At 65.8% G+C, this 23,352-nt stretch carries 23 protein-coding genes; 8 read left to right on the forward strand and 15 right to left on the reverse strand.

What is annotated here, in order from left to right; translation table 11 throughout:
* The first annotated feature begins 7 nt into the window (after positions 1–7).
* From ABQE44_RS03225 to ABQE44_RS03245, 5 genes are read left to right on the forward strand one after another with little or no spacing between them, the layout of a single operon-like run.
* The gene (locus ABQE44_RS03225) at positions 8–1,036 is read left to right on the forward strand and encodes an MCE family protein (RefSeq protein WP_448393364.1); all 1,029 of its coding nucleotides are present in this window, start codon (positions 8–10) and stop codon (positions 1,034–1,036) included.
* Positions 1,033–2,343 (forward strand): MCE family protein, encoded by a 1,311-nt coding sequence (locus tag ABQE44_RS03230; RefSeq protein WP_448428316.1) that lies wholly within the window; start codon positions 1,033–1,035, stop codon positions 2,341–2,343. Before ABQE44_RS03225 ends, ABQE44_RS03230 begins: the two co-directional genes overlap by 4 nt.
* Positions 2,340–3,626, forward strand: a complete 1,287-nt coding sequence (locus ABQE44_RS03235; RefSeq protein WP_448428222.1) for an MCE family protein — start codon at positions 2,340–2,342, stop codon at positions 3,624–3,626. Before ABQE44_RS03230 ends, ABQE44_RS03235 begins: the two co-directional genes overlap by 4 nt.
* 41 nt (positions 3,627–3,667) lie before the next feature.
* Positions 3,668–4,753, forward strand: a complete 1,086-nt coding sequence (locus ABQE44_RS03240) for an MCE family protein (protein ID WP_448393574.1) — start codon at positions 3,668–3,670, stop codon at positions 4,751–4,753.
* Position 4,754: 1 nt separating this feature from the next.
* Positions 4,755–6,209 carry an MCE family protein gene (locus ABQE44_RS03245; protein ID WP_448428224.1) on the forward strand — a complete coding sequence of 485 codons (1,455 nt, stop codon included), beginning with the start codon at positions 4,755–4,757 and terminating at the stop codon, positions 6,207–6,209.
* Positions 6,210–6,237: 28 nt separating this feature from the next.
* On the opposite strand, the gene ABQE44_RS03250 is transcribed toward ABQE44_RS03245, so the two are convergent.
* The 10 genes from ABQE44_RS03250 to ABQE44_RS03295 all read right to left on the reverse strand — a co-directional run bounded on the left by ABQE44_RS03250 (position 6,238) and on the right by ABQE44_RS03295 (position 16,399).
* The gene (locus ABQE44_RS03250) at positions 6,238–7,815 is read right to left on the reverse strand and encodes a class I adenylate-forming enzyme family protein (protein WP_448393367.1); all 1,578 of its coding nucleotides are present in this window, start codon (positions 7,813–7,815) and stop codon (positions 6,238–6,240) included.
* 23 nt (positions 7,816–7,838) lie between these two features.
* On the reverse strand, positions 7,839–8,993 hold the full coding sequence (locus ABQE44_RS03255; protein ID WP_448393368.1) for a CaiB/BaiF CoA transferase family protein: 1,155 nt from the start codon (positions 8,991–8,993) through the stop codon (positions 7,839–7,841).
* Between the two features lie 96 nt (positions 8,994–9,089).
* On the reverse strand, positions 9,090–9,677 hold the full coding sequence (locus ABQE44_RS03260; protein ID WP_448393369.1) for a TetR/AcrR family transcriptional regulator: 588 nt from the start codon (positions 9,675–9,677) through the stop codon (positions 9,090–9,092).
* A gap of 71 nt (positions 9,678–9,748) precedes the next feature.
* Positions 9,749–10,510, reverse strand: a complete 762-nt coding sequence (locus tag ABQE44_RS03265) for an SDR family NAD(P)-dependent oxidoreductase (protein WP_448393370.1) — start codon at positions 10,508–10,510, stop codon at positions 9,749–9,751.
* 42 nt (positions 10,511–10,552) lie between these two features.
* Positions 10,553–11,353: an enoyl-CoA hydratase/isomerase family protein gene (locus ABQE44_RS03270; RefSeq protein WP_448393371.1), complete on the reverse strand. Its 801-nt coding sequence runs from the start codon at positions 11,351–11,353 to the stop codon at positions 10,553–10,555.
* A 31-nt stretch (positions 11,354–11,384) separates the two neighbouring features.
* Positions 11,385–12,272: an SMP-30/gluconolactonase/LRE family protein gene (locus ABQE44_RS03275; RefSeq protein ID WP_448393372.1), complete on the reverse strand. Its 888-nt coding sequence runs from the start codon at positions 12,270–12,272 to the stop codon at positions 11,385–11,387.
* A 14-nt stretch (positions 12,273–12,286) separates the two neighbouring features.
* On the reverse strand, positions 12,287–13,192 hold the full coding sequence (locus tag ABQE44_RS03280) for an enoyl-CoA hydratase (RefSeq protein ID WP_448393373.1): 906 nt from the start codon (positions 13,190–13,192) through the stop codon (positions 12,287–12,289).
* The gene (locus ABQE44_RS03285; protein WP_448393374.1) at positions 13,189–14,322 is read right to left on the reverse strand and encodes an acyl-CoA dehydrogenase family protein; all 1,134 of its coding nucleotides are present in this window, start codon (positions 14,320–14,322) and stop codon (positions 13,189–13,191) included. Before ABQE44_RS03285 ends, ABQE44_RS03280 begins: the two co-directional genes overlap by 4 nt.
* 37 nt (positions 14,323–14,359) lie before the next feature.
* Positions 14,360–15,121 (reverse strand): SDR family NAD(P)-dependent oxidoreductase, encoded by a 762-nt coding sequence (locus ABQE44_RS03290; protein WP_448393375.1) that lies wholly within the window; start codon positions 15,119–15,121, stop codon positions 14,360–14,362.
* A 93-nt stretch (positions 15,122–15,214) separates the two neighbouring features.
* Positions 15,215–16,399 carry a thiolase family protein gene (locus tag ABQE44_RS03295; RefSeq protein WP_448393376.1) on the reverse strand — a complete coding sequence of 395 codons (1,185 nt, stop codon included), beginning with the start codon at positions 16,397–16,399 and terminating at the stop codon, positions 15,215–15,217.
* Positions 16,400–16,632: 233 nt separating this feature from the next.
* On the opposite strand from ABQE44_RS03295, the gene ABQE44_RS03300 reads away from it, so the two are divergent.
* Both ABQE44_RS03300 and ABQE44_RS03305 read left to right on the forward strand, forming a co-directional pair.
* A complete protein-coding gene (locus ABQE44_RS03300) occupies positions 16,633–17,775 on the forward strand; it encodes an acyl-CoA dehydrogenase family protein (protein ID WP_448393377.1) in 1,143 nt (380 codons plus the stop codon).
* A 124-nt stretch (positions 17,776–17,899) separates the two neighbouring features.
* Positions 17,900–18,583 carry a DUF1028 domain-containing protein gene (locus ABQE44_RS03305; protein ID WP_448393378.1) on the forward strand — a complete coding sequence of 228 codons (684 nt, stop codon included), beginning with the start codon at positions 17,900–17,902 and terminating at the stop codon, positions 18,581–18,583.
* Here the strand turns inward: ABQE44_RS03305 and ABQE44_RS03310 are convergent, their stop codons facing one another.
* The 4 genes from ABQE44_RS03310 to ABQE44_RS03325 all read right to left on the reverse strand — a co-directional run bounded on the left by ABQE44_RS03310 (position 18,584) and on the right by ABQE44_RS03325 (position 22,218).
* The gene (locus tag ABQE44_RS03310) at positions 18,584–19,759 is read right to left on the reverse strand and encodes an MFS transporter (RefSeq protein ID WP_448393379.1); all 1,176 of its coding nucleotides are present in this window, start codon (positions 19,757–19,759) and stop codon (positions 18,584–18,586) included.
* Positions 19,760–19,805: 46 nt separating this feature from the next.
* Entirely contained in the window at positions 19,806–21,449 is a 1,644-nt protein-coding gene (locus ABQE44_RS03315) for a monocarboxylic acid transporter (RefSeq protein WP_448393380.1), read from the reverse strand.
* The gene (locus ABQE44_RS03320; RefSeq protein ID WP_448428226.1) at positions 21,446–21,796 is read right to left on the reverse strand and encodes a DUF485 domain-containing protein; all 351 of its coding nucleotides are present in this window, start codon (positions 21,794–21,796) and stop codon (positions 21,446–21,448) included. The genes ABQE44_RS03315 and ABQE44_RS03320 overlap by 4 nt, the downstream gene beginning before the upstream one ends.
* 125 nt (positions 21,797–21,921) lie before the next feature.
* Positions 21,922–22,218, reverse strand: a complete 297-nt coding sequence (locus ABQE44_RS03325) for a DUF732 domain-containing protein (protein ID WP_448393382.1) — start codon at positions 22,216–22,218, stop codon at positions 21,922–21,924.
* A 116-nt stretch (positions 22,219–22,334) separates the two neighbouring features.
* Here ABQE44_RS03325 and ABQE44_RS03330 point away from each other — a divergent pair, with 116 nt between their 5' ends.
* The gene (locus tag ABQE44_RS03330; protein ID WP_448428228.1) at positions 22,335–22,916 is read left to right on the forward strand and encodes an HhH-GPD-type base excision DNA repair protein; all 582 of its coding nucleotides are present in this window, start codon (positions 22,335–22,337) and stop codon (positions 22,914–22,916) included.
* Here the strand turns inward: ABQE44_RS03330 and ABQE44_RS03335 are convergent.
* The gene (locus ABQE44_RS03335) at positions 22,913–23,299 is read right to left on the reverse strand and encodes a recombinase family protein (protein ID WP_448393384.1); all 387 of its coding nucleotides are present in this window, start codon (positions 23,297–23,299) and stop codon (positions 22,913–22,915) included. The two genes, ABQE44_RS03330 and ABQE44_RS03335, sit on opposite strands and share 4 nt — an antisense overlap.
* Between the last annotated feature and the right edge of the window lie 53 nt (positions 23,300–23,352).

Below are 23,352 nucleotides of genomic sequence, written 5' to 3' on the forward strand. Positions count from 1 at the left end.
CGCCGCGATGAGAGCTGATCTGCGCCACGTCGTTTGGCGCCTGGGCGTCTTCGTGACGGTGTGTCTGCTCGGCGTCTTTGCGATGTTCGCAGTGTTCGCCGAGTTGCGCTTTCAGCCCGAGCAGACCTATGCGGCCGAGTTCCGCAATGTCAGTGGCCTGGAGAGCGGCAACTTCGTGCGAATCGCCGGCGTGGAAGTCGGCAAGGTCAGCTCACTGACGCTGCAACCCGATTCCACGGTGCTTGTACGGTTCACCACCGATGACTCGGTGGTCCTGACCAAGGGCAGCCGGGCCGTCATCCGCTACGACGACCTGATCGGCGGACGGTATCTGGGCCTCGAGGAGGGCCCAGGCGATACCGAGATACTCAAACCAAACGGGACCATTCCCCTGGACCAGACCGCGCCGGCACTGGACCTCGACGCGCTCATCGGCGGCTTCCGGCCACTGTTCCGCGCCTTGGACCCAGAACAGGTCAACGCGTTGAGCGCGCAGTTGATCCGCGCGTTTCAAGGGCAGGGACAGACGATCGGTTCGCTGCTGTCGCACACCGCTGCGCTGACCAACAAACTGGCCGACCGGGACCAACTGATCGGGGAGGTGATCGCAAACCTGCACACCGTACTCGGCACGTTTTCAGATCAGAGTAAGCAGTTCGACAAGGGGGTGGGCGCGCTGGCTGAACTCGTCGACGGCCTCGAAGCGCGCAAATCTGACATCAGTGCCGCAGTGGGCCATGCCGATTCGGCCGCCATGTCGATCACCGACTTGCTGCGCCAGGCGCGGCAACCGCTGACCAAAGTCGTCGCGGAGACGGACCGAACGGCGGGGCTGGTGGTGGCCGACCACGAGTACGTGGATGAGCTGCTCGCGACCTTGCCCGAGGCATACCAGGCGCTGGGCCGCCAAGGTCTCTACGGCGACTTCTTCAGCTTCTATCTGTGCGACATCGTGTTGAAGCTGAACGGTAAGGGCGGCCAGCCGGTGTTCGTCAAGTTGGTCGGCCAGAGCACGGGCAGGTGCGCATCGAAATGAAGTTCTCCGCGAGACGAAACCCCGTCGTGACCGGTGCTCTGGGAATCTGCCTCATCGCCGTGCTGGCGCTGGGTGCGTTGCAGTACGACAAACTGCCGATCTTCAACCGGGGCAACGACTACTCGGCCTACTTCGCCGAAGCCGGAGGAATCACTGTGGGCGCAGACGTCCAGTTATCTGGATTGCGGGTGGGGCAGGTGTCCAGCCTCGAGCTGGCCGGCCCGTGGGCGCTGGTGAAGTTCCGGCTCGCGCCCGACGTCCGACTCGGCGATCGCACCGAAGCAGCGATCAAGACGCAGACCCTGCTCGGTTCCAAGATCGTCGAGCTCACCCCGCGCGGCGACGGGACTCAGGACGGCCCGATCCCGCTGGAACGCACGCGCTCGCCCTACCAGCTGCCCGAGGCGCTCGGCGACCTCACGACGGCGATCAGCGGGCTCGACACCCACCAGGTGTCGGACTCGTTACGGGTGCTGGCGCAGACGTTTTCCGACACGCCGCCCGAACTGAAGATCGCCGTAGCGGGAGTGGCCCGGTTCGCCGAGACGTTGAACAAACGCGACGACCAGTTGCGCAATCTCCTGAGCAACGCGAACAAGGCGACGACGGTACTCGCCGAACGCGCCGGCCAAGTGGTCGACCTGATCGCCGACAGCAACGCGCTGCTGGTGCAGCTACAGGCCCAAAGCGATGCCCTGGACCGTATTTCGGGCGATATCTCCGCCGTGGCTCGCCAGATCGAGGGCTTCATTGCGGAGAACCGCCAGACATTGAAGCCGGCATTGGAGAAGCTGAACGGGGTGCTCGCGATCGTCGACAACCGCAAAGCCGAGGTGCAGGAGTCGATCAAAAGGCTCAACGCGTACGCGATGTCGCTGGGGGAGTCGGTGTCCTCGGGCCCGTTCTTCAAGGCCTATATCGCCAACCTGCTGCCTGGTCAGTTCGTGCAGCCATTCGTCGACGCCGCATTCTCCGATCTCGGTCTGGACCCCCATGTGTTGCTGCCGTCCCAGCTCACCGATCCGCCGGTGGGCCAGCAGGCCAGTCCCGCGCTACCGGTTCCGTTTCCGCGCACCGGGCAGGGCGGTGAGCCGAGAATGACGCTGCCCGACGCGATTACCGGCAACCCCGGTGATCCGCGTTACCCCTACCGCGAGCCGCCGCCGGCTCCGGCTCCCGGTGGCCCGCCGCCCGGTCCGCCCGCCGAGGCACCACCGGAGTTGGCGTCCACGCCGGCACCCACCCCCAACCCGCTCTATGTACCGGCACCGAACGAGGTAGCACCGTCCGGGGAGGCAGCACCGTGAAGAAGCTTGGCCTGGTTCGGGTGGGTGCCGCGATCACGCTGGTGGCCGTCCTGTTCGGCGGGCTGATCGTTGCGCTGTCGACCGAAACGCTCCGACGCACCACCGTGGTGGCCTACTTCGCGAACAGCAACGGAATCTTCGCCGGCGACGAGGTCCGAATCGTCGGTGTACCGGTCGGCACGATCGAGCGCATCGAACCCGAACCGACCCGGGTCAAGATCACCTTTTCCGTCGATGCCAAGCATCCCGTCCCGGCCGACGTCAACGCCGTGATCCTGTCCCCGTCGTTGGTGACGGCGCGGGCCATCCAGCTGACCCCCTCCTACACCGGCGGGCCACAACTGCAAAGCGGTGCAGTCATTCCCGAAGAGCGCACCGCCGTCCCGGTGGAGTGGGACGACTTCCGGGAGCAACTCGAGCGGCTCACCGAGGCGCTGCAGCCAACCGAACCGGGCGGGGTCAGCACCCTGGGCTCCTACGTCAACACCGCCGCGGCCAACCTCCGCGGCGAGGGAACCAACATCAGGAACGCAGTGGTCCAACTGGCGCAGACGTTCTCGATGCTCGGTGACCACAGCGGCGACCTGTTCGCCACCGTCGAAAGCCTGTCGATCCTGGTTTCCGCGTTGTACAACAGCACCGACCTGTTGCGATATCTGAACCAGAACATCGCCTCGGTGACCGCCCTGCTCGCCGACGACCCCGACGAGGTCGCCAACGCGGTGCGGGACCTCAACGCGGTGGTCGACGACGTCGGTGCCTTCGTAGCCGATAACCGCGAAACCGCCGGAACCACCAGCGACAAGTTGGCATTGGTGACGCAGATGTTGCACGATAGCCTCGGCGACATCAAGCAGACACTGCATCTGGCCCCCAACGCATTTCAGAACTTCCTGAACATCTACCAGCCCGCGCAGGCCACCATGACCAGCGCACTGGCCGTGACCAACTTCGCCGACCCGATCGGGTTCTTGTGCGGAGCCGTGCAGGCAGCGTCTCGCCTCGGCGCCGAGGAGTCCGCCAAACTGTGCGTGCAGTACCTGGCGCCGATCGTGAAGAACCGCCAATTCAACTTCCTGCCCCTGGGCGAGAACCTGTTCGTCGGCGCGACGGCTCGACCTAACGAGGTCACCTACAGCGAGGACTGGCTGCGGCCCGACTACATCCCGCCGCCGGGCAGCACCGAATCGACCGCTGCGCCGCCGCTGCCCGCCGAGGCTGCGCCGACCGATCCGGCCGGCGGTCTGGAAGCAATGATGGTGCCGCACGGGAGTGGATCGTGAGGCGCACCAATGTGATCGCGGTGCTGGCAACCGCGAGCATCATGTCGGTTGCCGGCTGCGCGGACTGGCATGGCGCAAACTCGCTGCCGCTGCCCGGCACCGAAGGCGGCGGGCCCGGGGCGTACACCGTGCAGGCGCAGCTCCCGGATGTGGACAACATCGAACGCAACTCGCGCGTACGCGTCGGCGACGTCACCGTCGGCAACGTCACCGGCATCGAGCGGCAGGACTGGCACGCGCTGGTCACCATGGAGCTCAACGGCGACGTGCGGCTGCCTGCCAATGCGACCGCGACGGTCGGCCAGACCAGCCTGCTGGGTTCGTTGCACATCGAGCTGGCGCCACCCGTTGATGTGCAGCCAGAAGGCCGGTTGCAGGACGGATCGCTGATACCGCTGTCGTCGGGCAGCCGGTACCCGTCCACCGAACAAGCGCTGGCCGCGGTGTCGCTGCTGCTCAACCAGGGTGGCATCGGCAGCATCCACGACATCACCCAAGCGTTGAGCAGAGCGTTCGCCGGCCGCGAGGACGATCTGCGCAGCCTCATCGAGCAGCTCGAGCAGTTCATCGGGCACGCCGACGATCAGACCGACGAGATCATCGCCGCCACCGAGAGTCTCAACGGGCTCGTCGGTCAGGTCGCCGAACAGGATCCGGTTGTCGAAAGCGCGCTGCAGACCTTGCCGGACGCGTTGACCGTGGTGAAGGACCAACGCGACCACCTCACCGAAGCCCTACACCAGCTCGGTGAATTCAGCGCGCTGGCATCGGATTCGGTCAACCTGACCAAGGAGAATCTGGTCAAGGAGCTCAAGGATCTCGGGCCGGTGCTGGAGTCCCTGGCCAACGCGGGCCCGTCGCTGACCCGGTCGTTGAGCTTCTACTCCACCTTCCCGTGGCCAAAGGAGACCATCACCAAGTGGCAGCGCGGTGACTACGCGAACCTGACCGCCGTCATCGATCTGACGCTGAGCCGGCTCGACGCGTCGTTTCTCACCGGCACCCGATTCGAGGGTGAGCTGACGGAACTGGAGATGCAGTGGGGCCGCACCATCGGACAGCTGCCCAGCCCGTACACCGCCGGCAATCCGCTCGTTGTGCCCTACCGCACGGACCAGGGGCGTTGACATGCGCATGACCAGACGGAACTGGATTCAGCTGGGCATTTTCGGCGTCGTGGCTGCGCTGGCCTTCACGTCGCTGATGTTGATCTACATCAAGTTGCCCGGCCTGATGCTGGGTGTCGGCCGGTACACGGTCACCGTCCAATTGCCGGAAGCCGCAGGCCTTTACGAACGGGCCAATGTCAGCTACCGGGGTACCGAAGTGGGCCGGGTGACGGCGGTCAACCTCACCAGAAGCGGTGCGGAAGCGGTGTTGTCGCTGGATTCGGACACCCGAATCCCGGCTGACCTCGACGCGCAGGTGCGCAGCCAGACTGCTGTCGGCGAGCAGTTCGTCGCGCTGCTGCCGCGCAGCGAGGACGGTCCGGTACTCGAGGACGGCGACATCATCGCGCGTGACCGCACATCGGTGCCGCCCGACATCAACGAACTGCTCGATGCGACCAACCGAGGGCTGCAGGCCATCCCGCAGGAGAACCTGAGAACCGTCGTCGACGAGGCCCACCTCGCGCTCGGCGGGTTGGGTCCCGAATTGTCGCGCCTGGTAAGGGGATCGACCACGTTGGCGATCGACGCCCGCGAGCATCTCGATTCGTGGACCGCGCTGCTTGATCGAGCCGGCCCGGTGCTCGACAGCCAGACGCAGACCTCGGATGAGGTGCGGGCCTGGGCGGCAAATCTGGCCAGTGTCACCGATCAGCTGCGCACCACCGACACCGATGTGCAAGGCGTGCTGACGCGTGGCGCGCCGGCCGCCGACGAAGTGCGCCGGCTGTTCGACCGGGTACAGCCCACCCTGCCGATCGTGCTGGCCAATCTCGTCAGCGTCGGCGAGGTGGCGCTCACCTACGACGACAGTCTCGAGCAACTGTTGGTGCTGCTGCCGCAGGGCGCGGCGGCGATGCAAGCGATCGGCGTGGCCAACCGCCACACCAAACAGGACTACAAGGGCGCCTTTCTCAGCTTCAACCTCAACGTGAACCTGCCGCCACCGTGCACGACCGGCTTCCTGCCGGCACGACAGCAGCGGGTGCCGACCTTCGAGGACTACCCGGACCGGCCGGCTGGGGACCTGTACTGCCGGGTGCCGCAGGATTCGACGCTGAACGTGCGCGGCGCCCGCAACACTCCGTGTGCCACCCGGCCCGGAAAGCGGGCACCGACGTGGCAGATGTGCGTAAGTGACCAAACCTACGTTCCGCTCAACGACGGATTCAACTGGAAGGGCGACCCGAACGCGACGTTGTCGGGCCAGGACATCCCGCAGCTGACCGTGGATCCGAACGCGAGTGCACCGCAGGCGCCCGCACCGGCGCCGATCGCGGTGGCCGAGTACGACCCTGCCTCCGGTACGTACGTCGGTCCGGATGGGCAGATCTACACCCAAAGCGACCTGGCGGTCACTGCCGGCGGCGAGCAGACATGGCAGTCGATGTTGCAGCCCCCGGCCGGCAACTAAGGCAGGCCGACCGGGGGCGCGCCCACCGTCATTGTTGTACTCCTTGATCGTTTTCTGCGGCTGCAGCGAACCGGTCGCGGATCTCGCGGCGCAGGACCTTGCCGATGGGGGTTTTCGGTAGCGCCGTCACGAACGCGACGCTGGTGACCTTCTTGTAGGAGCCGAGCCGGTCCCGCGTCCACTCGACCAGGTCCTCCACGGAAACAGTGCCGGCACAGCCTGATTCGAGGACCACGTCGGCGTGTGGCGTTTCGATCCATTTGTCGTGCGGAATCCCGACCACCGCGGCCTCGCGCACCGCCGGGTGTTCCACCAGGACGTTCTCGAGTTCGGCAGGCCAGATGTTGAACCCGCCGGAGATGATCATGTCCTCCTTGCGGTCGGCAAGGAACAGGAACTGTTCGTGGTCAAGCCATCCCATGTCACGGGTTCGCACCCATCCGTCGTCGGTCACCCGTTGCGCGGTGACATCCGGCGCCCGCCAGATCTCCTTCATCCGACCCGGCGACTTGACGACGATTTCGCCGACCTCTCCCGGCGGCAGCACATTGTCGTTCTCGTCGACGATGCGGATTCCAGATCTGGGGGTCGCCTTACCGGCCGACCGCAAGCGCCGCCGCTGCGCCGGCGACCCGTCGACGACGTGGTGCTCTGGTAGCAGCGCTGCCACCGGAACCGCTTCGCTCTGCCCGTAGCTCTGGTACATCACGTTGCCCCACAACTTCAGTGCGGCAACAAGGGTGGTCTCGGGTATCGGGGACGCGCCGTAGAAGATCGCCCGCAGGCTCGACAGATCCCGCACGGTTGCGTCGGGATGCACAGTGATCATCTGCACCATCGTCGCGACGAGAAGGGTCACCGTCACCCGCTCTTCTTCCACCAGTCGCAGGAACCCGCCGGTGTCGAACGCGGGCATCACCACGACGGTGCCGCCTGCGGCCAGTATCGGCCACACCGGAATGCTCGCCGCGTGGGTCAGCGGGCTGGCCGCGAGATAGCGGTCTGCGGCGGACAAGGGCGGCGAAACGTCGGCCAGGGTCTCCTCGCCGACTGCCATCCAGCCGCCCAGGGTGTGCAGGATCCCCTTGGGCAAACCCGTTGTACCCGCCGAGAATCGGATCTGGTAGGGGTCGTCCGGCCGAAGCTCGAATTCCTGGTCGGCGGGCGAGGCGTCACGCAGCAGCACCTCGTAGTCCAGGGCCGAGTGCGCGGATTCGGAGCCGATGACGACGACCGCACGGATGGACGGTGCCGCGGCGAGCACCGGTTCCAACGCGCCGAAGTACTTGTCCTCCACGATGATCGCGGCGGGTTCGGTGAGTTCGATCAGGTAACGATGCCGGTCCGCGGTATCGTGGGTGTACAGCGGACACCGGACGTAGCCACCGACGGTCAACCCGGCCAGGATCTCCAGCGTCTCGAAACTGTTGTCCGCGGCAACCGCCACCCGATCACCGCGCTCAATACCGTGCTCACGCAGCGCGTTCGCTAGCCGGTTCGCCCGTTCGTGCAACTCGCGATAGGTCTGCGTCCGTCCTTCGAATCGCAAGGCGGCTTTGTCGCTCGCGGCAACAGCATTGCGGCGCAGTACCGCAGCGGGGTCCATCACGGTGCAATCTCCTCAAATCTCTACTCGCGGGTGGATTTCGTTGTGGCTGGGTCATCGAGGTAGCGGTCCACGTCGGAAGTGCTCAGCCCCCAGTCGATCAGCGCCGAACGGGTGTCCGAGCCCGGTTCGGGCGCCGGCGACGGCAGGCCGACGATCGAGCGACTGAATCGCGGCGCGGGCGCGGGCTGCAGGTGGCCGTCGATGTCGACAAACGTGTTCCGCTCGATGTTGTGCGAATGCTGTGCGGCCTCGCCGAGCCGGTACACGGGGGAGATGCACGCATCGGAGGACTCGAATGTGCGGGCCCATTCATCGCGCGTCCTGGTCCGGAACACCTGAGCCAACCGATCTGACAACTCGGGCCACCGGCTGCTGTCCCACTGTGGCCACTGATCCGCTGGCAGACCCAGCTCGCGAAGCATCGCCGCATAGAACTGCGGCTCCACCGCGCCCACCGCAACGAAGCCGCCGTCGGAAGTTTCGTAGACGTTGTAGAAATGCGCGCCACCGTCGAAGTAATTGGTCCCGGGCTCATCGGAAGACATGCCCGCATTACGCAGGGCGTGGAACACGGTGCTCAACAACGCGGTTCCTTCGACCATGGACGCATCGACGACCTGACCCAGGCCCGATTGCCGTGCCTCGAGCACGCCGCACAGCAATCCGAATGCGACGAGCATCCCGCCGCCGCCGAAATCGCCGAGAAGGCTGAGCGGGAACGTCGGTTTGGTTCCGGGTCGGGCGATTGCGCCGAGAACACCGGCGATCGAGATGTAGTTGATGTCGTGACCGGGCCGTGCGGACAGCGGCCCGTCCTGGCCGTACCCGGTGGCGCGGCAATAGACCACTCGCGGGTTCCGCGCGTGGATCACCTGCGGGCCCAGCCCGTGCTTCTCCATGACGCCGGGGCGGAAGCCTTCGATCAGCGCGTCGGCGGACTCGACGAGGGTCAGGACCAGATCACGCCCGGCGGCGGTGCTCAAGTCGCATTCGACTGAAGGCCGGCCGCGATGCATGTGGTTCCAGGCCCCGCTGCCGATGCTCTGAACTGCCGAGCGCTCGAGTCGGATGACCTCGGCGCCCATGTCGGACAACAGCATTCCGGCGAATGGGGTGGGTCCAAGGGCGGCAATCTCGATGACCTTGACGCCTGCTAGCGGGCCCATTCCTTTCATCGGTCCTCCGAAGGGCGCACGACCCGAACGTAATCAATACTGCGCGGTTAGATTAACGCTGATGTAGTGCTGTTGTTGGTGCAGATGGATAGCCGGTCAGCGCGAGTCGACGATGTAGCCGCTCAACATGCCCAGCACTTGATGGACGAGTTCGTCGGCGTTGACTCGCCCAGAGGTGTGAAACCAGCGCGCGATGGACAACAGCATTCCGTTGAGCAGGTTCGCCGATGTTCCGATGTCGAGATCGTCGCGGATGACTCCGGCCTCGACGCATTCATGCAGAAGCTTCTCGGTGGCATGGTTGACGTCGCGCGCCCACGACAGATAATTGCGTAGCGCCTGTGGGGAAAGTTGGTGCTGGTCGGCGGTAAGCACTGCGTAATAAGTCCGATAGGTGATTGCGGATTCGATCTGAACACGGATGAACGCGATGAGTTTGTCTCGCGGCGACTGATCACTGGTCAGGATCTGTTCGATATTGTGCCGCAGCGGATAGATGATCTGCTCCACGATCGTTTCCAGTAACCAGCGCTTGGAGTCGACGTACTGATAGACGGTCGGCTTGCTGACCCCGGCCTCTGCGGCGATGTCGGCGATGGTCGCATCGACGTAGCCGACCCGCTCGAACACCCGCGCTGCGGCGTCCACCAGCTCCTGCACGGAGGTGACGCGTCGGCGTGCCATTCGAACTCCCTCCGTTTGCGCCGGGCGCATATGAGTCGCACGGGTAAAGATAACTGTACCGGGTGCGCCGCTCATCGTGGCTGCATCCGGGTCGCGGCGTCGAGGCGAACGCATTCGGCGTTGAGGTACTCGTTCTCGACGAGGTGTCGAACCAGGCGGGCGAACTCGGCCGGCCGGCCGAGTCGCTTCGGTTCCAGCACCGATTCGAGCAGTCCGTCGCGGACCGCGTCTGGTAGCGAGGCCGACATCGGGGTGTCGAACAGCCCTGGGGCGACGGTATTGACCCGAATTCCGCTGCCGGCCAGGTCCCGTGCCGCTGGCAGGGTGAGACCGATGATCCCTGCCTTGCTCGCGCCGTATGCGGCCTGCCCGCTCTGGCCGTCGAACGCCGCGCCCGATGCCGTATTGACGATGACGCCCCGCTCGCCGTTCTCGGGGTCGTGGCGCATCATCGCGGCGGCACTGACCCGCATCGCGTTGAAGGTGCCGACGAGGTTGACGGCCACCGTCCGTTCGAACTCGCTCAGGTCGGCGGGTCGGCCTTTCGACACGAGCTTGGCAGCCGACACCACACCGGCAGTGTTGACGTCGATGTGTAGCGCGCCAAACGCATGCAACACGGCGTCCACCGCAGCCTCCATCGAGTTGGCGCTGGTGGTGTCCGCCTGCACCGCAAGTGCATCCGGTAGACCGTCGGCTACCCGCTGTGCCGCGTCGGCATCGCGATCGAGCACTGCGATACGACCGCCGGCGGCCGCGAACTCCTCACACACAGCCGTGCCCAGCCCCGAGGCGCCGCCGACCACGACGACGACCTTGCTGTCGATATTCACAAGGGTCCCTTCGTATTACAAACCACCGCGCTACTCCCCGGCCTATCGCCCGGTGAACGTCGGTTCTCGTCGATCACCAAAGGCCCGAAGGCCTTCGGAGAAGTCAGCGCTCTTGGAATACGCGGTGCATTCCGCGAGTTCGAGTGCGAGCGCATCGGCCAGCGGCCGGTCCGCGCCCTCGTCGACAACCCGCTTCATCCCGGCGATGCCGAGCGGACTGTGCCTGCCGATCGCGTCGGTCAGCGCCGACACGGCGCTCGCCAACTCCTCGGCCGCAACCACCTGCGATACCAGCCCGGCGTCGAACATCCGCTGCGCCGTCCAGCGGTCCGCGGTGAACAGCAGGTGCTTGGCGCGGTTCATCCCGATCTTGCGCGGCAAGCGTGTTGCCCCGCCGGCGGCCGGGAAGAGCCCGTAGCGGGCGTGTCCGTCGCTGAAGACGGCCTCGGTGGTGGCGACCACCAGATCACAGGCCAGCACCAGTTCCAACCCGCCCGCAATCGCGGCACCGTGCACCGCCGCAATGACCGGTTTTGGGTGGTTCGCAACCTGATCGAACAGCGCGGCAGCTGTTTTCAGGAAGGCCACCACGTTGCCGTGGTCCTCCATTGCGCCCACCCGCTTGAGATCGGCCCCGGCGCAGAATGTGGGTCCGGTTGCGGCTATCACCACGGCCCGAACGCCGGTGTCCTCGGCGGCGCGGGTGAGACCCGTTCCGATCAGGTCGAACACTTCGCGGGACAACGCGTTGCGGGCATCCGGTCGGTTCAGCGTTATCCACGCCGCGCTGTTGCGGACGTCGTATCGAACTTCCTCGGCGGCCACGTTGTTGCTGTCAGTCATTTTCGGCTCCTGCGGGGTCAGCGGTGTCGGATCAGGCAGCAACGTCAACGGGCGTCGACAACAATGCCGCCGTCCCGCCGACACCGGCAATCGCCTCGAAGAAGCCCGCGGCCGCGGCCATCAGCAACTGCCGGCCGTCGTGGCCGCCGAGGGCGCAGGTGTACACGTTGACGCCATCGGGGTGGGCGACTTCGTCAACGATCTGACCGGCAGGCGAGACACGCACGCAGCGTTGGTGATTCGCGTCGGCAACCCAAATATGGTCCTGCGAGTCGATGGTCATACCGTCGGGGGCGAGTTCGGTGGCGGCGATCATCTGTGCCGGCCCGGCAAGTTGCGGTGCCGGGCCGAACTGCGCGAAGACGCGGCGGTCGCTCAAGGTGCCGTCGGCTCCGATCGTGAACGCCGTGAGCCGGGCGGCGAACGACTCGGCGACGATCAACGTGCCGCCGTCGGCGCTGACGACGACACCGTTCGGGCACCAGAGGTCACTGGCAGCCACGGTGACCGTGCCGTCGGGATCAACCCGGAAGAGCTCAGCGGGCCGCGGCGTTTCGCCTTCGTGGATCGCGAAACCGATGGTGCCGACCCAGGCGCGACCCAACTCATCGACGAACATGTCGTTGATCCAGTGCGGTGACAACGCTGACAAGTCCGAATGACGCGTCACCGCCCCGTCGACGCCGCGCGCGAGCAGCGACCGGTCCTTCATGGAGACGACGAGCAAGGTGCCGTCCGGCATCCAGCCCAGCCCCGAGCACAGCGCGTCGACCTGCATGAGATCCTCTCGGCGACCGGACTCGTCGAAGGCGCAGACCACGCCCTTCAACGCGTCCGAGACATACCAACGTCCGTCGCGCCAGCGCGCGCCCTCGAAGTAGTCGCCGCCTTGAACCACGGTGGTGTACTGCCGTTGCATAGCCGTCTCCTCGGTTAATCGGTCTCGGGTGCGGGTAGGTTCATGAAGCTGGGCCGCGGCCGGGTGCGGCCACTTCGGGCGTCGGCGCGGATCAGGTCGGCACCGCCCGGGTCGACGAGGTGGTCGTAGAGCTCCCGGTTGTGCGAGTGCGCCAAATGGTGGGCATCGAAGGCGGATTGGACCGCTGCGCGTTGGCCCTGCAGATCGAGCGCGTTGTTGACGGCCCGCTTGGCGAGCCGGAGTCCGAAGCTGGGACGCGTGGCGATGCGCTGCGCCAGCTTGAGCGTTTCGGCTTCCAGCTGCTGGCGCGGTACGACGCGGTTCACCATGCCCAGCGATTCGGCGTCGAACGCGTCGATCGGCTCGCCCGTGAAGAGCATCTCCTTGGCTCGGCGATGGCCCAGTTCCCAAGGGTGGACGAAGTATTCGGCAACCGCGCAGCCGAATGCGCTGATTGGATCGTGAAAGACGGTGTCATCGGCGGCGATGATCAGGTCGCACGGCCAGATCAGTTCCAGGCCCCCGCCGATCACCCGGCCGTGCACCTGAGCGATGGTAGGACGCGGGATGTCGCGCCAACGCAGACACAGCCCGAGGAACAGTTCTTCCTCGGTGGCATACCAGCCCTCTGCCCCGGGGTCTGCGAAGCCGCCGGTGAGCGTACGCGGCGTGATGCCGTCCATGTCGTATGCCGTCTCGAACCGTAGGTCGTGCCCGGCAGAGAAATCCGGGCCGTCGGCCGCCAGGATTATGACCCGAACGGACTCATCCTGCAGGGCCCGCAGATACGCGTCGTCGAGCTCGTACAACATGGCCCGGTCCTGGGCATTTCGCTTCTCGGGCCGGGCGAGCACAATGCGCGCCACGCCGGGACTGGGTTGCTCGTAACGGATCTGGGCCGCTTCGTTGTCGCCGCTCACAGTCCGTACGACTTTCCGATGATGTCGCGCTGGATCTCACTTGTCCCGGCGTACACCGTGCCGATGATGCTCTCGCGCAGATGACGTTCCATATCGTGGTCGAGCGTGTAACCGGCTCCGCCCATGAACTGCATGCCCTCGACGGCAAGCCGTTTCGCGGTTTCGGTGACCTTCAGCTTGACCATCGACGCCTCCCTTGGGATCTGTCGGTCGGGGTCCTCGTCGAGCTTGCTCGCCAGGTTGTCGACGAGAAGCCGACAGCATTCGAGCTCGGTGGCCAGGTCGGCGATCCGGTGGCGTAGCGCCTGAAAACTGCCGATCGGCCGGCCGAACTGTTCGCGCTCCTTCAGATAGGACAGCGCATCGTCGAAGGTGCGCCGCGCTCGGCCGAGGAACATCGCCCCGCACATCAGCCTGTCGGTGTTGAGCCCCCGCATGATCTGATGCCAGGCGCGTCCCTCGGTGCCGATCACCCGGTCGGCGGGCACCACGACGTCGTCGAAGAACACATCGTTGACTTCGTCACCGCCCATGCTCGGGATGGGCCGGATCGTCATGCCGGCAGCGTCGGCCGGCACATCGAGCATCGTGATGCCTTCGTGCTTGTCGGCGCCGGTATCGGTCCGGCACATCAACAAGATGCGAGAGGCGATGTGCGCGCATGAGATCCACGTCTTCTGGCCGTTGATGACATAGGAGTCGCCGCGGCGCTCGGCGCGGCAGATCATCGAACCGGGGTCCGACCCGGCGCCGGGCTCGCTGATTGCCGTCGCGAGCACCTCACCACGGCACACCCCACCGAGGATGTCCTGCTTCTGAGCTTCGGTGCCGAAACGTTCGACCATCGTCGAGCTGACCAGGCTCACACCGAGGCCGAACAACGGCGCCAGACCGTAGGCCATCTCCTCGACCAGCCGGCAGGCGTCACTGGGCTTTCCGCCGCCGCCCCCGTAGGCGACCGGTATCGCGCAGCCGATCCAGCCGAGGTCGGCGACCTTCGCGTAAAGCTCGGGGTTGTGGGTGAGCGAACCGTCGCCGCGCAGCTTTTTGCGCTGCTCGGATGTGCCGCATTCCTTTTGCGCAAAGGCGCGCACCGATTCGACGAAGGTGTTGTCTGTGGTGGTTGGCATCGTGGCGGTTCCTCTCAGATCGTGGCGTGCTGGCCGGTCAGGGCAGCAGCGTCGCGCCGTTGTCGAGCAGATAAAACATTCCGGTGGTGAACGACGCGTCATCGCTGGCGAGGTGGGCCGCGACGGCGGCCACTTCCTCGGGCTCGCCCCAGCGATGCTGTCGATCGGCGACATAGCGGTCGACGTCCATGCCGAGGCCGGGCGCGAGCGCGTCTTTGGCTGCACTGGCGGTTTTGGTGCGGATCATGCCGGGGACAATGGCGTTGACGCGAATGTTGTCTGAGCGCAACTCCAACGCCGATGTCCGCGTCAGCGCCTCCACGCCGGCCTTGGCAGCACTATAGGAGGCCATCGACCGCATGGCAGTGCGACCGGCCACCGACGAGATGTTCACGACAGCGCCGCCGCCGCGTTCCCGCATGTGCGGCGCGGCGTGCTTGATGCCGTGGAACGTTCCGTTCAGCGTCACGCCGAGCACCCGATCCCAGTCGGCTCTGGAGGTTTCGGCCAGCGGGGACGTCGAACCGAGCGCGGCGTTGTTCACCAGCACGTCCAGGCCGCCGACTTCGGCGACGACAGCGCCTAAGGTGTCGGCCACCTCGTCTTCGTCGGCGACATCGCAACGCCTGGCCATCGCGGGTGCGCCGAGTGTAGCGGCACATGCCTCCGCGGCGCCCATGGACACATCAGCGACCACAACCGTTGCGCCCTCGGCCGAAAACCGTTGCGCGATCGCGGCTCCGATGCCACGACCCGCACCCATTACGACCGCAACTTTCTGCGTCAGCAGGCCCGCCACCGCCACCATCCTTGTCCAATAGGTTGGTTTACCAGTTAGTTAGAATACTAGCCGTAGTCTACCTCGATAACCGGGGTACGCAAGGCCTGTTCGTCATCGGCCCAGGATCATCACCGTCGCCACCGCGGCGTCCGGGCCGAGATAGCCGCCGGCGTTCTCCGACAGCCCGATCCGGGCGCCATCCACCTGTCGGGTTCCGGCCCGGCCGCGTAGCTGGTCGGTCAGTTCGACGATCTGGGCCAGTCCAGTCGCACCCAACGGGTGTCCCTTGGATTGCAGTCCGCCGCTTGGGTTCACCGGCAATCGCCCACCGATTCGAGTCTGGCCCGATCTCAACAGATCGACAGCGCCGCCCGGCTCGCACAACCCCAGCTCCTCGAGGACAATGAGCTCAGCCGGCGAGGCGGCATCGTGACATTCGACGACATCGATGTCGGCCGGGTCGATGCCGGCACCGTCGAAGGCGCGGCGAGCAACGGCCGGCACCAGTTCGCCGTACCCGCCCGGTCGACCCGAACCGAGCGCGCTGGCCAGGATTCGGACCGGTGCCGCACCGCATCGTCGTGCAACGTCTCTGCTCATGACCACGGCGGCCGCGGCGCCGTCGCTCATCGGTGCGCACATCGGCACGGTGAGCGGGCCACTGACGCGCCGGGCGGTCAACACGTCGTGAACGGTCAAAGCACCTCCGTACTGCGCCTTTGGATTGGCCCCGCCGTGCTCGGAATTCTTCACGGCGACCCTGGCGAAATCTTCTGGGGTGGCTCCGGAGCGTTCCATGTACCAGGTGGCGAAGCGGGCGTAGATGTCCATGAACACCGAGCCTGACCCGGTGCTGCCCAGGTCGGCGATCACATCATCGAGGCGGTCCTGGTCCAACGCTGACGTCAGCGCGCCTATCGCCTTGGCTTTGTCGTCGAAATGAAGCTTCTCCGCTCCCACCGCGACGGCCACGTCCACTTGGCCCGACGCCACCGACAGCCACGCCTGACTGAATGCCGTTGCGCCCGAGGCACACGCATTCTCGACATTGATCAGGGGCGCGCCGCGCAACGCGGTGTCACGGACCGCGTGCTGGCCCCGATTGGATTCCTGACCCAGCAGAAGCCCGGCCATGACATTGCTGAAGTACACCATCTCGACCGAGTCGCCGCTGTCCGCAAGGCCGGCGTCGTCGAGTGCTTCGGCAACCGCTTCTGCCACGAGGTTGGCCAGCGTCCGGCCCTGATGTTTACCGAAGGACGTCATCCCGACGCCGGCGACCACGGCTTCCCGCATATTCGACGAACCCGCCTTCCACTCTGATGGCAATCGAAGCTAAACTTTACCAAACGGTTCAGATTGGATTCGTGGCCGGTAGCCGCGGCTCGCATGGGGTCTCCCGACCCTGAAAAGTGGGGTATGGAGACATTTCCGAGGTCGTGCATCACCGGATATGGTTCGCGCCGACCGGCGCGTCAAGCTGCGGTGGCGAAACCCAATAATGACCAGTGAAAGGGGAAGGCGACTTGATGAGCAGCTCATGGCGCAGCGACGAGACCGAGGCGGTCTACGAGCTTGCGCTGGAATTCTTTGAGCGTGAGGTCGTTTCACACAACGACGTGTGGGATGTGAAGCATTGCATCGATCGGCAGGTGTGGCGCTCGGCAGGCGAGCTCGGCCTACTGCTGTGCTCGGTACCCGAGCGCTACGGCGGCGGAGGCGGAACGTTCGCGCACGACCTCGCCGTGTTCGAAGCGCAGGGATACGCAGGTGATCTGAGCTTCGGAATCTCGGTGCACAGCGGCATTGTGCCGCACTATCTGTTGGAGTACGGCAGTGAGGCGCAGAAGTCGGCATGGCTGCCCGGCATGGCCAGCGGAGAGGTCCTCGGCGCGATCGGGATGACTGAACCGGGCGCAGGCTCGGACCTCAAGGCGATCCGTACCACCGCGATTCGCGACGGCGACCACTACGTCGTCAATGGCTCGAAGACGTTCATCACCAACGGATCTTCGGCCGACATGATCGTGCTGGCGGCCAAGACCGATCCTGGCGCCGGGGCCAAAGGGGTGTCGTTGTTGATCGTCGACCTGCGTGACTGCCCGGGGTTTTCGGTCGGCCGGGTGCTCGACAAGGTGGGCCAGCACGGCGCGGATACCTCGGAGCTGTCGTTCACCGATGTGCGCGTACCGGTGGACAATCTGCTCGGCGGGGCAGAGGGCCGCGGGTTCGGTCAGCTGATGGCCCAACTGGTCCAGGAACGGTTGATCATCGGTGCGCAGGCCAGCGGCGCCATGCAGCGGGCGGTACGAGAAACGCTGCGCTATACCCAAGAGCGCCAAGCGTTCGGGCACCGCCTGTTCGATCTCCAGAACACGGCATTCGAGCTCGCCGAATGCCACACCATCGCCACCACCTCTCGGGTATTTCTCGACCACTGCATCGAAAAGCACCTACGCGGACAACTCGACGCCGCTGAAGCCGCGATGCTCAAATACTGGCTCACCGACCGGCAGTGCGAGGTCGTCGACCGCTGCGTGCAGCTACACGGCGGATACGGCTACATGCGGGAGTACTTGATCGCCCGCATGTATGAAGACGCTCGTGCCCAGCGGATCTACGCCGGCGCGAACGAGGTGATGAAGTCGATCATCGCCAAGTCGCTGAGGTGAGTCCGGCTCCTAGACGTGTTTCGGGCTTATCGGGCACGACCCGGCGTGGACGCAGCGCTGACGCCTTCGGGTTTCATTGCCCGCACAGCTGGGAAGGATAGAGAACTAAGTCGAAAGGATTTCGGTGACGTTCTCCATCTGTGCGTACGATCCCGCCACCGGGCAGCTGGGCGTCGGCGCCATCACCGCCATGCTCGGAGTCGGCAAACTCGTCTCGCACGCTCGGACCGGTGTTGGCGCGGTGGCGTCGCAGGCCATGATGAACCCGTACCTGGCGATCGACAGTCTCGAGTTGATGGCCGCGGGCCATTCCGCCCAGGAGGCGCTCGACGAAGTGATCGGCCGCGACGACGGACGCGATTATCGGCAGGTCGGCGTCGTCGACGCGCAGGGCAACACCGCCGCGTGGACCGGCGCCCGCACGGAACGCTGGGCCGGGCACGTGCATCGGGGCGACACGGTGGCACAGGGCAATCGTCTGGTCGGCGTCGAGACGCTCGAGGCGACCTTGGACGCCTTCTATGCGAATCAGCACCTTGACCTCGCGCACAGACTTCTACGCGCGCTGCAGGCCGGGGAAGCCACCGGCGCAGACCTGAAGGGCTCCCTGTCGGGAGCGATCTATGTGGTCGACACTGAGGAATACCCGCTCTGGGATGCGCGCGTGGACCATGCCGAAGATCCTGCGGCCGCCCTCGAGTCGCTTGTCGACGAGTTCCAGGACGGGCTCCTGCCACAGGTGTTGAAGTTGTCGACTCGCGCGGACTATGTGGGGACGATGGCTCGCGAGGCCATGGCCGGAAATTAATCACTTCACGCTGTAGCGCGATTTTTGCACCAGGATCGCGACCAGGCAGATGGCCGACAGCACCGCGACTGCCACCGCGAAAATCACACCCGCGGTGCGCAATCCCCAGGCTTCGGCGGCTAAGCCCTCGCCGACCACCGGCAGCGAGATGGCCACATAGCCGACGACGAAGTAGGTCGAGTTCACCTCCGCGCGACGCTCCGCCGGGGTGCGCTCGGCGATCGCGGCGAGCCCGCGGCTGAACGCGATACCGTGGCCGACGCCGGATATCAGCCCGGCGGCGATCAGCCCGAGCAGCGATGAAAGTCCAAGCGCGCCAGCCAAAAGGACCATGCCCGCGATGAGGATCACGCAGCCGATTGCCACCGCGCGCTGCGGCTCCATGCCGCCGACAACCACCTGGGTCACCGCCGACGCGATGAAGATCGAGCTGGCGACCAGACCGGCCACGGCGTCGTTGTCGATTCCGGCGACGTCGGCGACGAAGGCCGGCGCCACCGCCATGAACAGACCGGTCACCGCGAAACCCGCGAACCCGGCGAGCGCGGCGATGGTGAACACCGCGCGCACCTCGGCGGGCACCGACAACCGCTGCATGCCGAGTCGGCCGGTGCGCTCCGACGTCTCGGGTGCGATCAGCACGGCGACGCCCGCCAGCAGCGCGAGCACGATGTGCACGACGAAGCTCAAATGCAGCGGTCCGGGTGCGTACTGGACGAGCACGCCGGCCACCACCGGTCCGGCGCCCAGCCCGCCGATGTTGGCGATGGTCGCGACCGCCGCCGCCCTGGTCCGCCAGTTCGGCGGGGCCGCCTCGATCACCGCGGCGGTCGCCGTCCCGGTGAACAGCCCCGCCGACAACCCCGACAACACCCGGCCGACCGACAGCAAGGTCACCGAGTCGGCCGTCAGGAACACCGCGGCGCTGAGCACCGCGGCCAACACCCCGGCCAATAGGATCGGTCGCCGTCCGATGACGTCGGACCAGCGGCCGAACGCCACCAGGGCGAACAGCACTCCGCCCGCATACATCGCGTAGATGACGGTGGTGGTCAACACCCCAAAACCCAGCTGTTCGGCGTAGAGCGAATACATGGGCGTGGGCATCGTGGTGCCGAGCATGATGGCTGCGAAGGCATAGGCCAGCAGCGGAAAAGCGAACCGGCTCCTAGTCACGACGGGAAGCAACTCGGTGGGCTGCAACCCTATTCCAGTGCGCCGATTAGTGCGCCACCGCCTGCTCGGCGCCGACGCCGGTCAACGTACGCACCTCGAACTCGGCGTTGATCTGCGGGTCGCCGCGGTCCTGTGAGGTCAGCGTGCCGACGATGCCGAGCGCGAACGCCAGCGGAATCGACACGATGCCGGGATTGGCCAGCGGGAACCACGCGAAGTCGACGTTGGCGAGCATCGCCGTCTTCGCACCCGACACCGCGGGGGAGAAGATGATCAACACAATGGTCGAGATCAGCCCGCCGTACATGCTCCACAGCGCTCCGCGGGTGTTGAAGCGCGGCCAGTACAGCGAGTACAGGATCGTCGGAAGGTTGGCGGCGGCGGCGATGGCGAACGCCAGCGCGACCAGGAACGCGATGTTCTGCTCGGCGGCCAGGACGCCGAGGCCGATCGCCAGGGTGCCGAGCACCACCACGGTGATCCTCGAGACCCGCACCTGCTGGCGTTCGCCCACGTCGTCGTCGCCGTGGCGCCGCAGCACGTTGGCGTAGATGTCGTGCGCGAACGACGTTGCGGCGGTGATGGTGAGCCCGGCGACCACCGCCAGGATCGTGGCGAACGCGACCGCGGAGATGACCGCGAGCAGGATCACCCCGCCCAGTTCGAAGGCCAGTAGCGGGGCGGCCGAGTTCTGCGCGCCGGGTGCAGCCAGGATGACGTCGGGCCCGACGAGCGCGGCGGCACCGTAGCCCAGCGCCAGCGTGAATAGATAGAACGCGCCGATCAACCAGATCGCCCAGACCACCGAGCGGCGTGCCTCCTTCGCCGAGGGCACGGTGTAGAAGCGCATCAACACATGCGGCAGACCGGCGGTGCCGAGCACCAGCGCCAGCGCCAGTGAGATGAAGTTGATCTGCGACGTCAGCGAGGCGCCGTATTGCGCGCCGGGAGCCAGTACGTCGCGGCTGGCGACCGCTTCGTTCGCCGAACCTGATACCGCCGACTGGGCGGCGCCGAGAATCGACGAGAGGTTCACCCCGAACTTGGCCAGCACCATCACGGTCATCATCGCGGCGCCGCCGATCAGCAGGACGGCCTTGATGATCTGCACCCAGGTGGTGCCCTTCATGCCGCCGATCAGCACGTAGAGGATCATCAGCACGCCGACGACGGCGATCACCACGGCCTGGCCGAAGTCGCTGGACACGTTGAGCAGCAGCGCCACCAGACCGCCGGCGCCTGCCATCTGCGCCAGCAGGTAGAACAGGCAGACCGCCAGCGTGGTGGTTGCCGCGGCCAGGCGTACCGGCCGTTGTCGAAGCCGGAAGCTGAGCACGTCGGCCATCGTGAATTTACCCGCGTTGCGCAGCAATTCGGCCACCAAGAGTAGCGCCACCAGCCAGGCCACCAGAAAGCCGATGGAGTAGAGGAAGCCGTCGTAGCCGTAGACCGCGATGGCGCCGGCGATGCCGAGGAAGCTGGCCGCCGAGAGGTAGTCACCGGAGATCGCGATGCCGTTCTGCGGTCCGGTAAACGACCGACCCGCGGTGAAGAACTCCGTCGCGGTGGCGTTGCGTTTACTCGCCCTGATCACGATGTAGAGCGTCACGGCGACGAACAGCGCGAAGATGGCGATGTTGGTGACGGGGTTACCGACGGCCGCGGCCTGTGCCAGCACGTCGACGTTCATGCGGCGCCGCCCTCGAGTTTGGCGGCGATGGCCTCGGCCCGCGGGTCGAGGTCACGGTTGGCGAACCGGACGTAGATCCAGGTAATGACGAACGTGGACACGAACTGGCCCAACCCGATCAACAATCCGACGTTGATGTTGCCCCGCACCTTGATCGCCATGAAGTCATGGGCGAACGCCCCCAACAGCACATAGGCGGAGTACCAGATGAGAAACAGCGCGCTCATCGGAAACACGAAGCGGCGCAATCTACTTCGTAAGTCGGCGAATTCGGGGCTGGCCGCAGCGGCAAGGTAATCGTTGCCGCTGATCGGTGCCACGCGCGGCGTGTAGTGGGTCTCGGGCAAGGCGGCTCCTGACCTCGATGTGCAGATGTGCGTGCGCCAGCCTATGAGACGTGCGTCACATTCGGCTCGTTCCCACAGGATGTGCCGTTCAAACTTCGCACCTGGACAGCCGCGGCCGGGTTCTCCTATTGAACCGGGCAGGCGTACTTTCTGGCCACGTCGAACACCCGCTCCTGTGCTCCTGGGCCGATGACTCCTTGAGCGGCCATCTCCAAACCGATGTAACCGGGCAGACCGCCTACACACGCTTGGTGAGCAACGCGCCAGGCGGTATCCGGATTGAAGTGATAGCCGTTGCGTTCCAGGCCTTGCATGTATTCGTCGAACGCCGGTGTGCCCTGGTCCGGTATCGCTTGAGCCGGGCTGGCCAACGCGAGGGCGGCGACCACCGCGGCAACCAGAGCTGCAATCACCCGTTTCATGTCGGCCTCCTAGGGGTGTATCCAGCGGTTACGTCGCTACGATCGCACACCTCAGCGACATGACGTGCCGGTTCACTGCAGCCGATCACTCGCACGCGTCGTCCTAGACTGAGGAGGTGGCGAAACTGCAGCTAGTACAAAATCCTGCGGCCGACGCGCTGCTGGAGTCCAACCCGTTTGCGCTGCTGGTGGGCATGTTGCTCGATCAGCAGTACCCGATGGAGGCGGCGTTCGCCGGTCCGAAGAAGATCGCCGACCGGATGGGCGGCGAGCTCGACCCGCATGAGATCGCCGCCTACGACCCCGAGAAGTTCGCCGCGCTGTGTTCGAAAACCCCTGCCGTGCACCGGTTCCCGGGCTCGATGGCCAAACGGATCCAGGCGTTGGCGCAACTCGTCGTCGACCGCTACGACGGTGACGCTGCCGCAGTGTGGACCGCCGACGACCCCGACGCCGCGGAGGTGCTGAAGCGGCTCAAGAGCCTGCCCGGCTTCGGCGAGCAGAAGGCGAAGATTTTCCTGGCGCTGCTGGGCAAGCAGTACGGGGTGACACCGGACGGTTGGCGCAAGGCCGCGGGCGACTACGGCAAGGATGGCTCCTACCTGTCGATCGCCGACGTGGTCGATGCCGGCTCGCTGGAGAAGGTGCGCAGCGCCAAGAAGCAGGCCAAGGCCGCCGCGAAGGCCGCAAAGGGCTAGTCCCGCGCCCCGAGGGCTTCGGAGTCCAGCGCGGCCAACGCCGAGACGATGCTGGCGACCACCCGTCCGGTCGTCGTACCGGTGTCCAATCCCTCCTTGAGGGTGCGCAGCCTGATTCCGCGGTCGGTGAGGTTGGCGATCGTGCGGGTCACCTCTGCGGTCGAGACGCCCAGCCGGTCCAGGGCGACGACGATGATCGTGTCTCCCGAGCGGGCGTAGCTCAACATCGCGTGCAGGCCGGCGCGCACCCGGTCGGCCGATTCGGACAACGTGTCGGTGAACACCCGACGAGGGTCGACGCCCGCGTCGGAGAGCGCCGCGAGCTGACCTTCGAGGTTCTGCCCGACGGCGCTTGCTGTGGCGTAGCCCAGCATGCAGGTCACCTTGACAAGGTCTCATGGCAAACGGCGGTTGGGAACCAGACGCGCTCATCGAG

It is taken from the genome of Mycolicibacterium sp. XJ2546, from assembly GCF_053483195.1.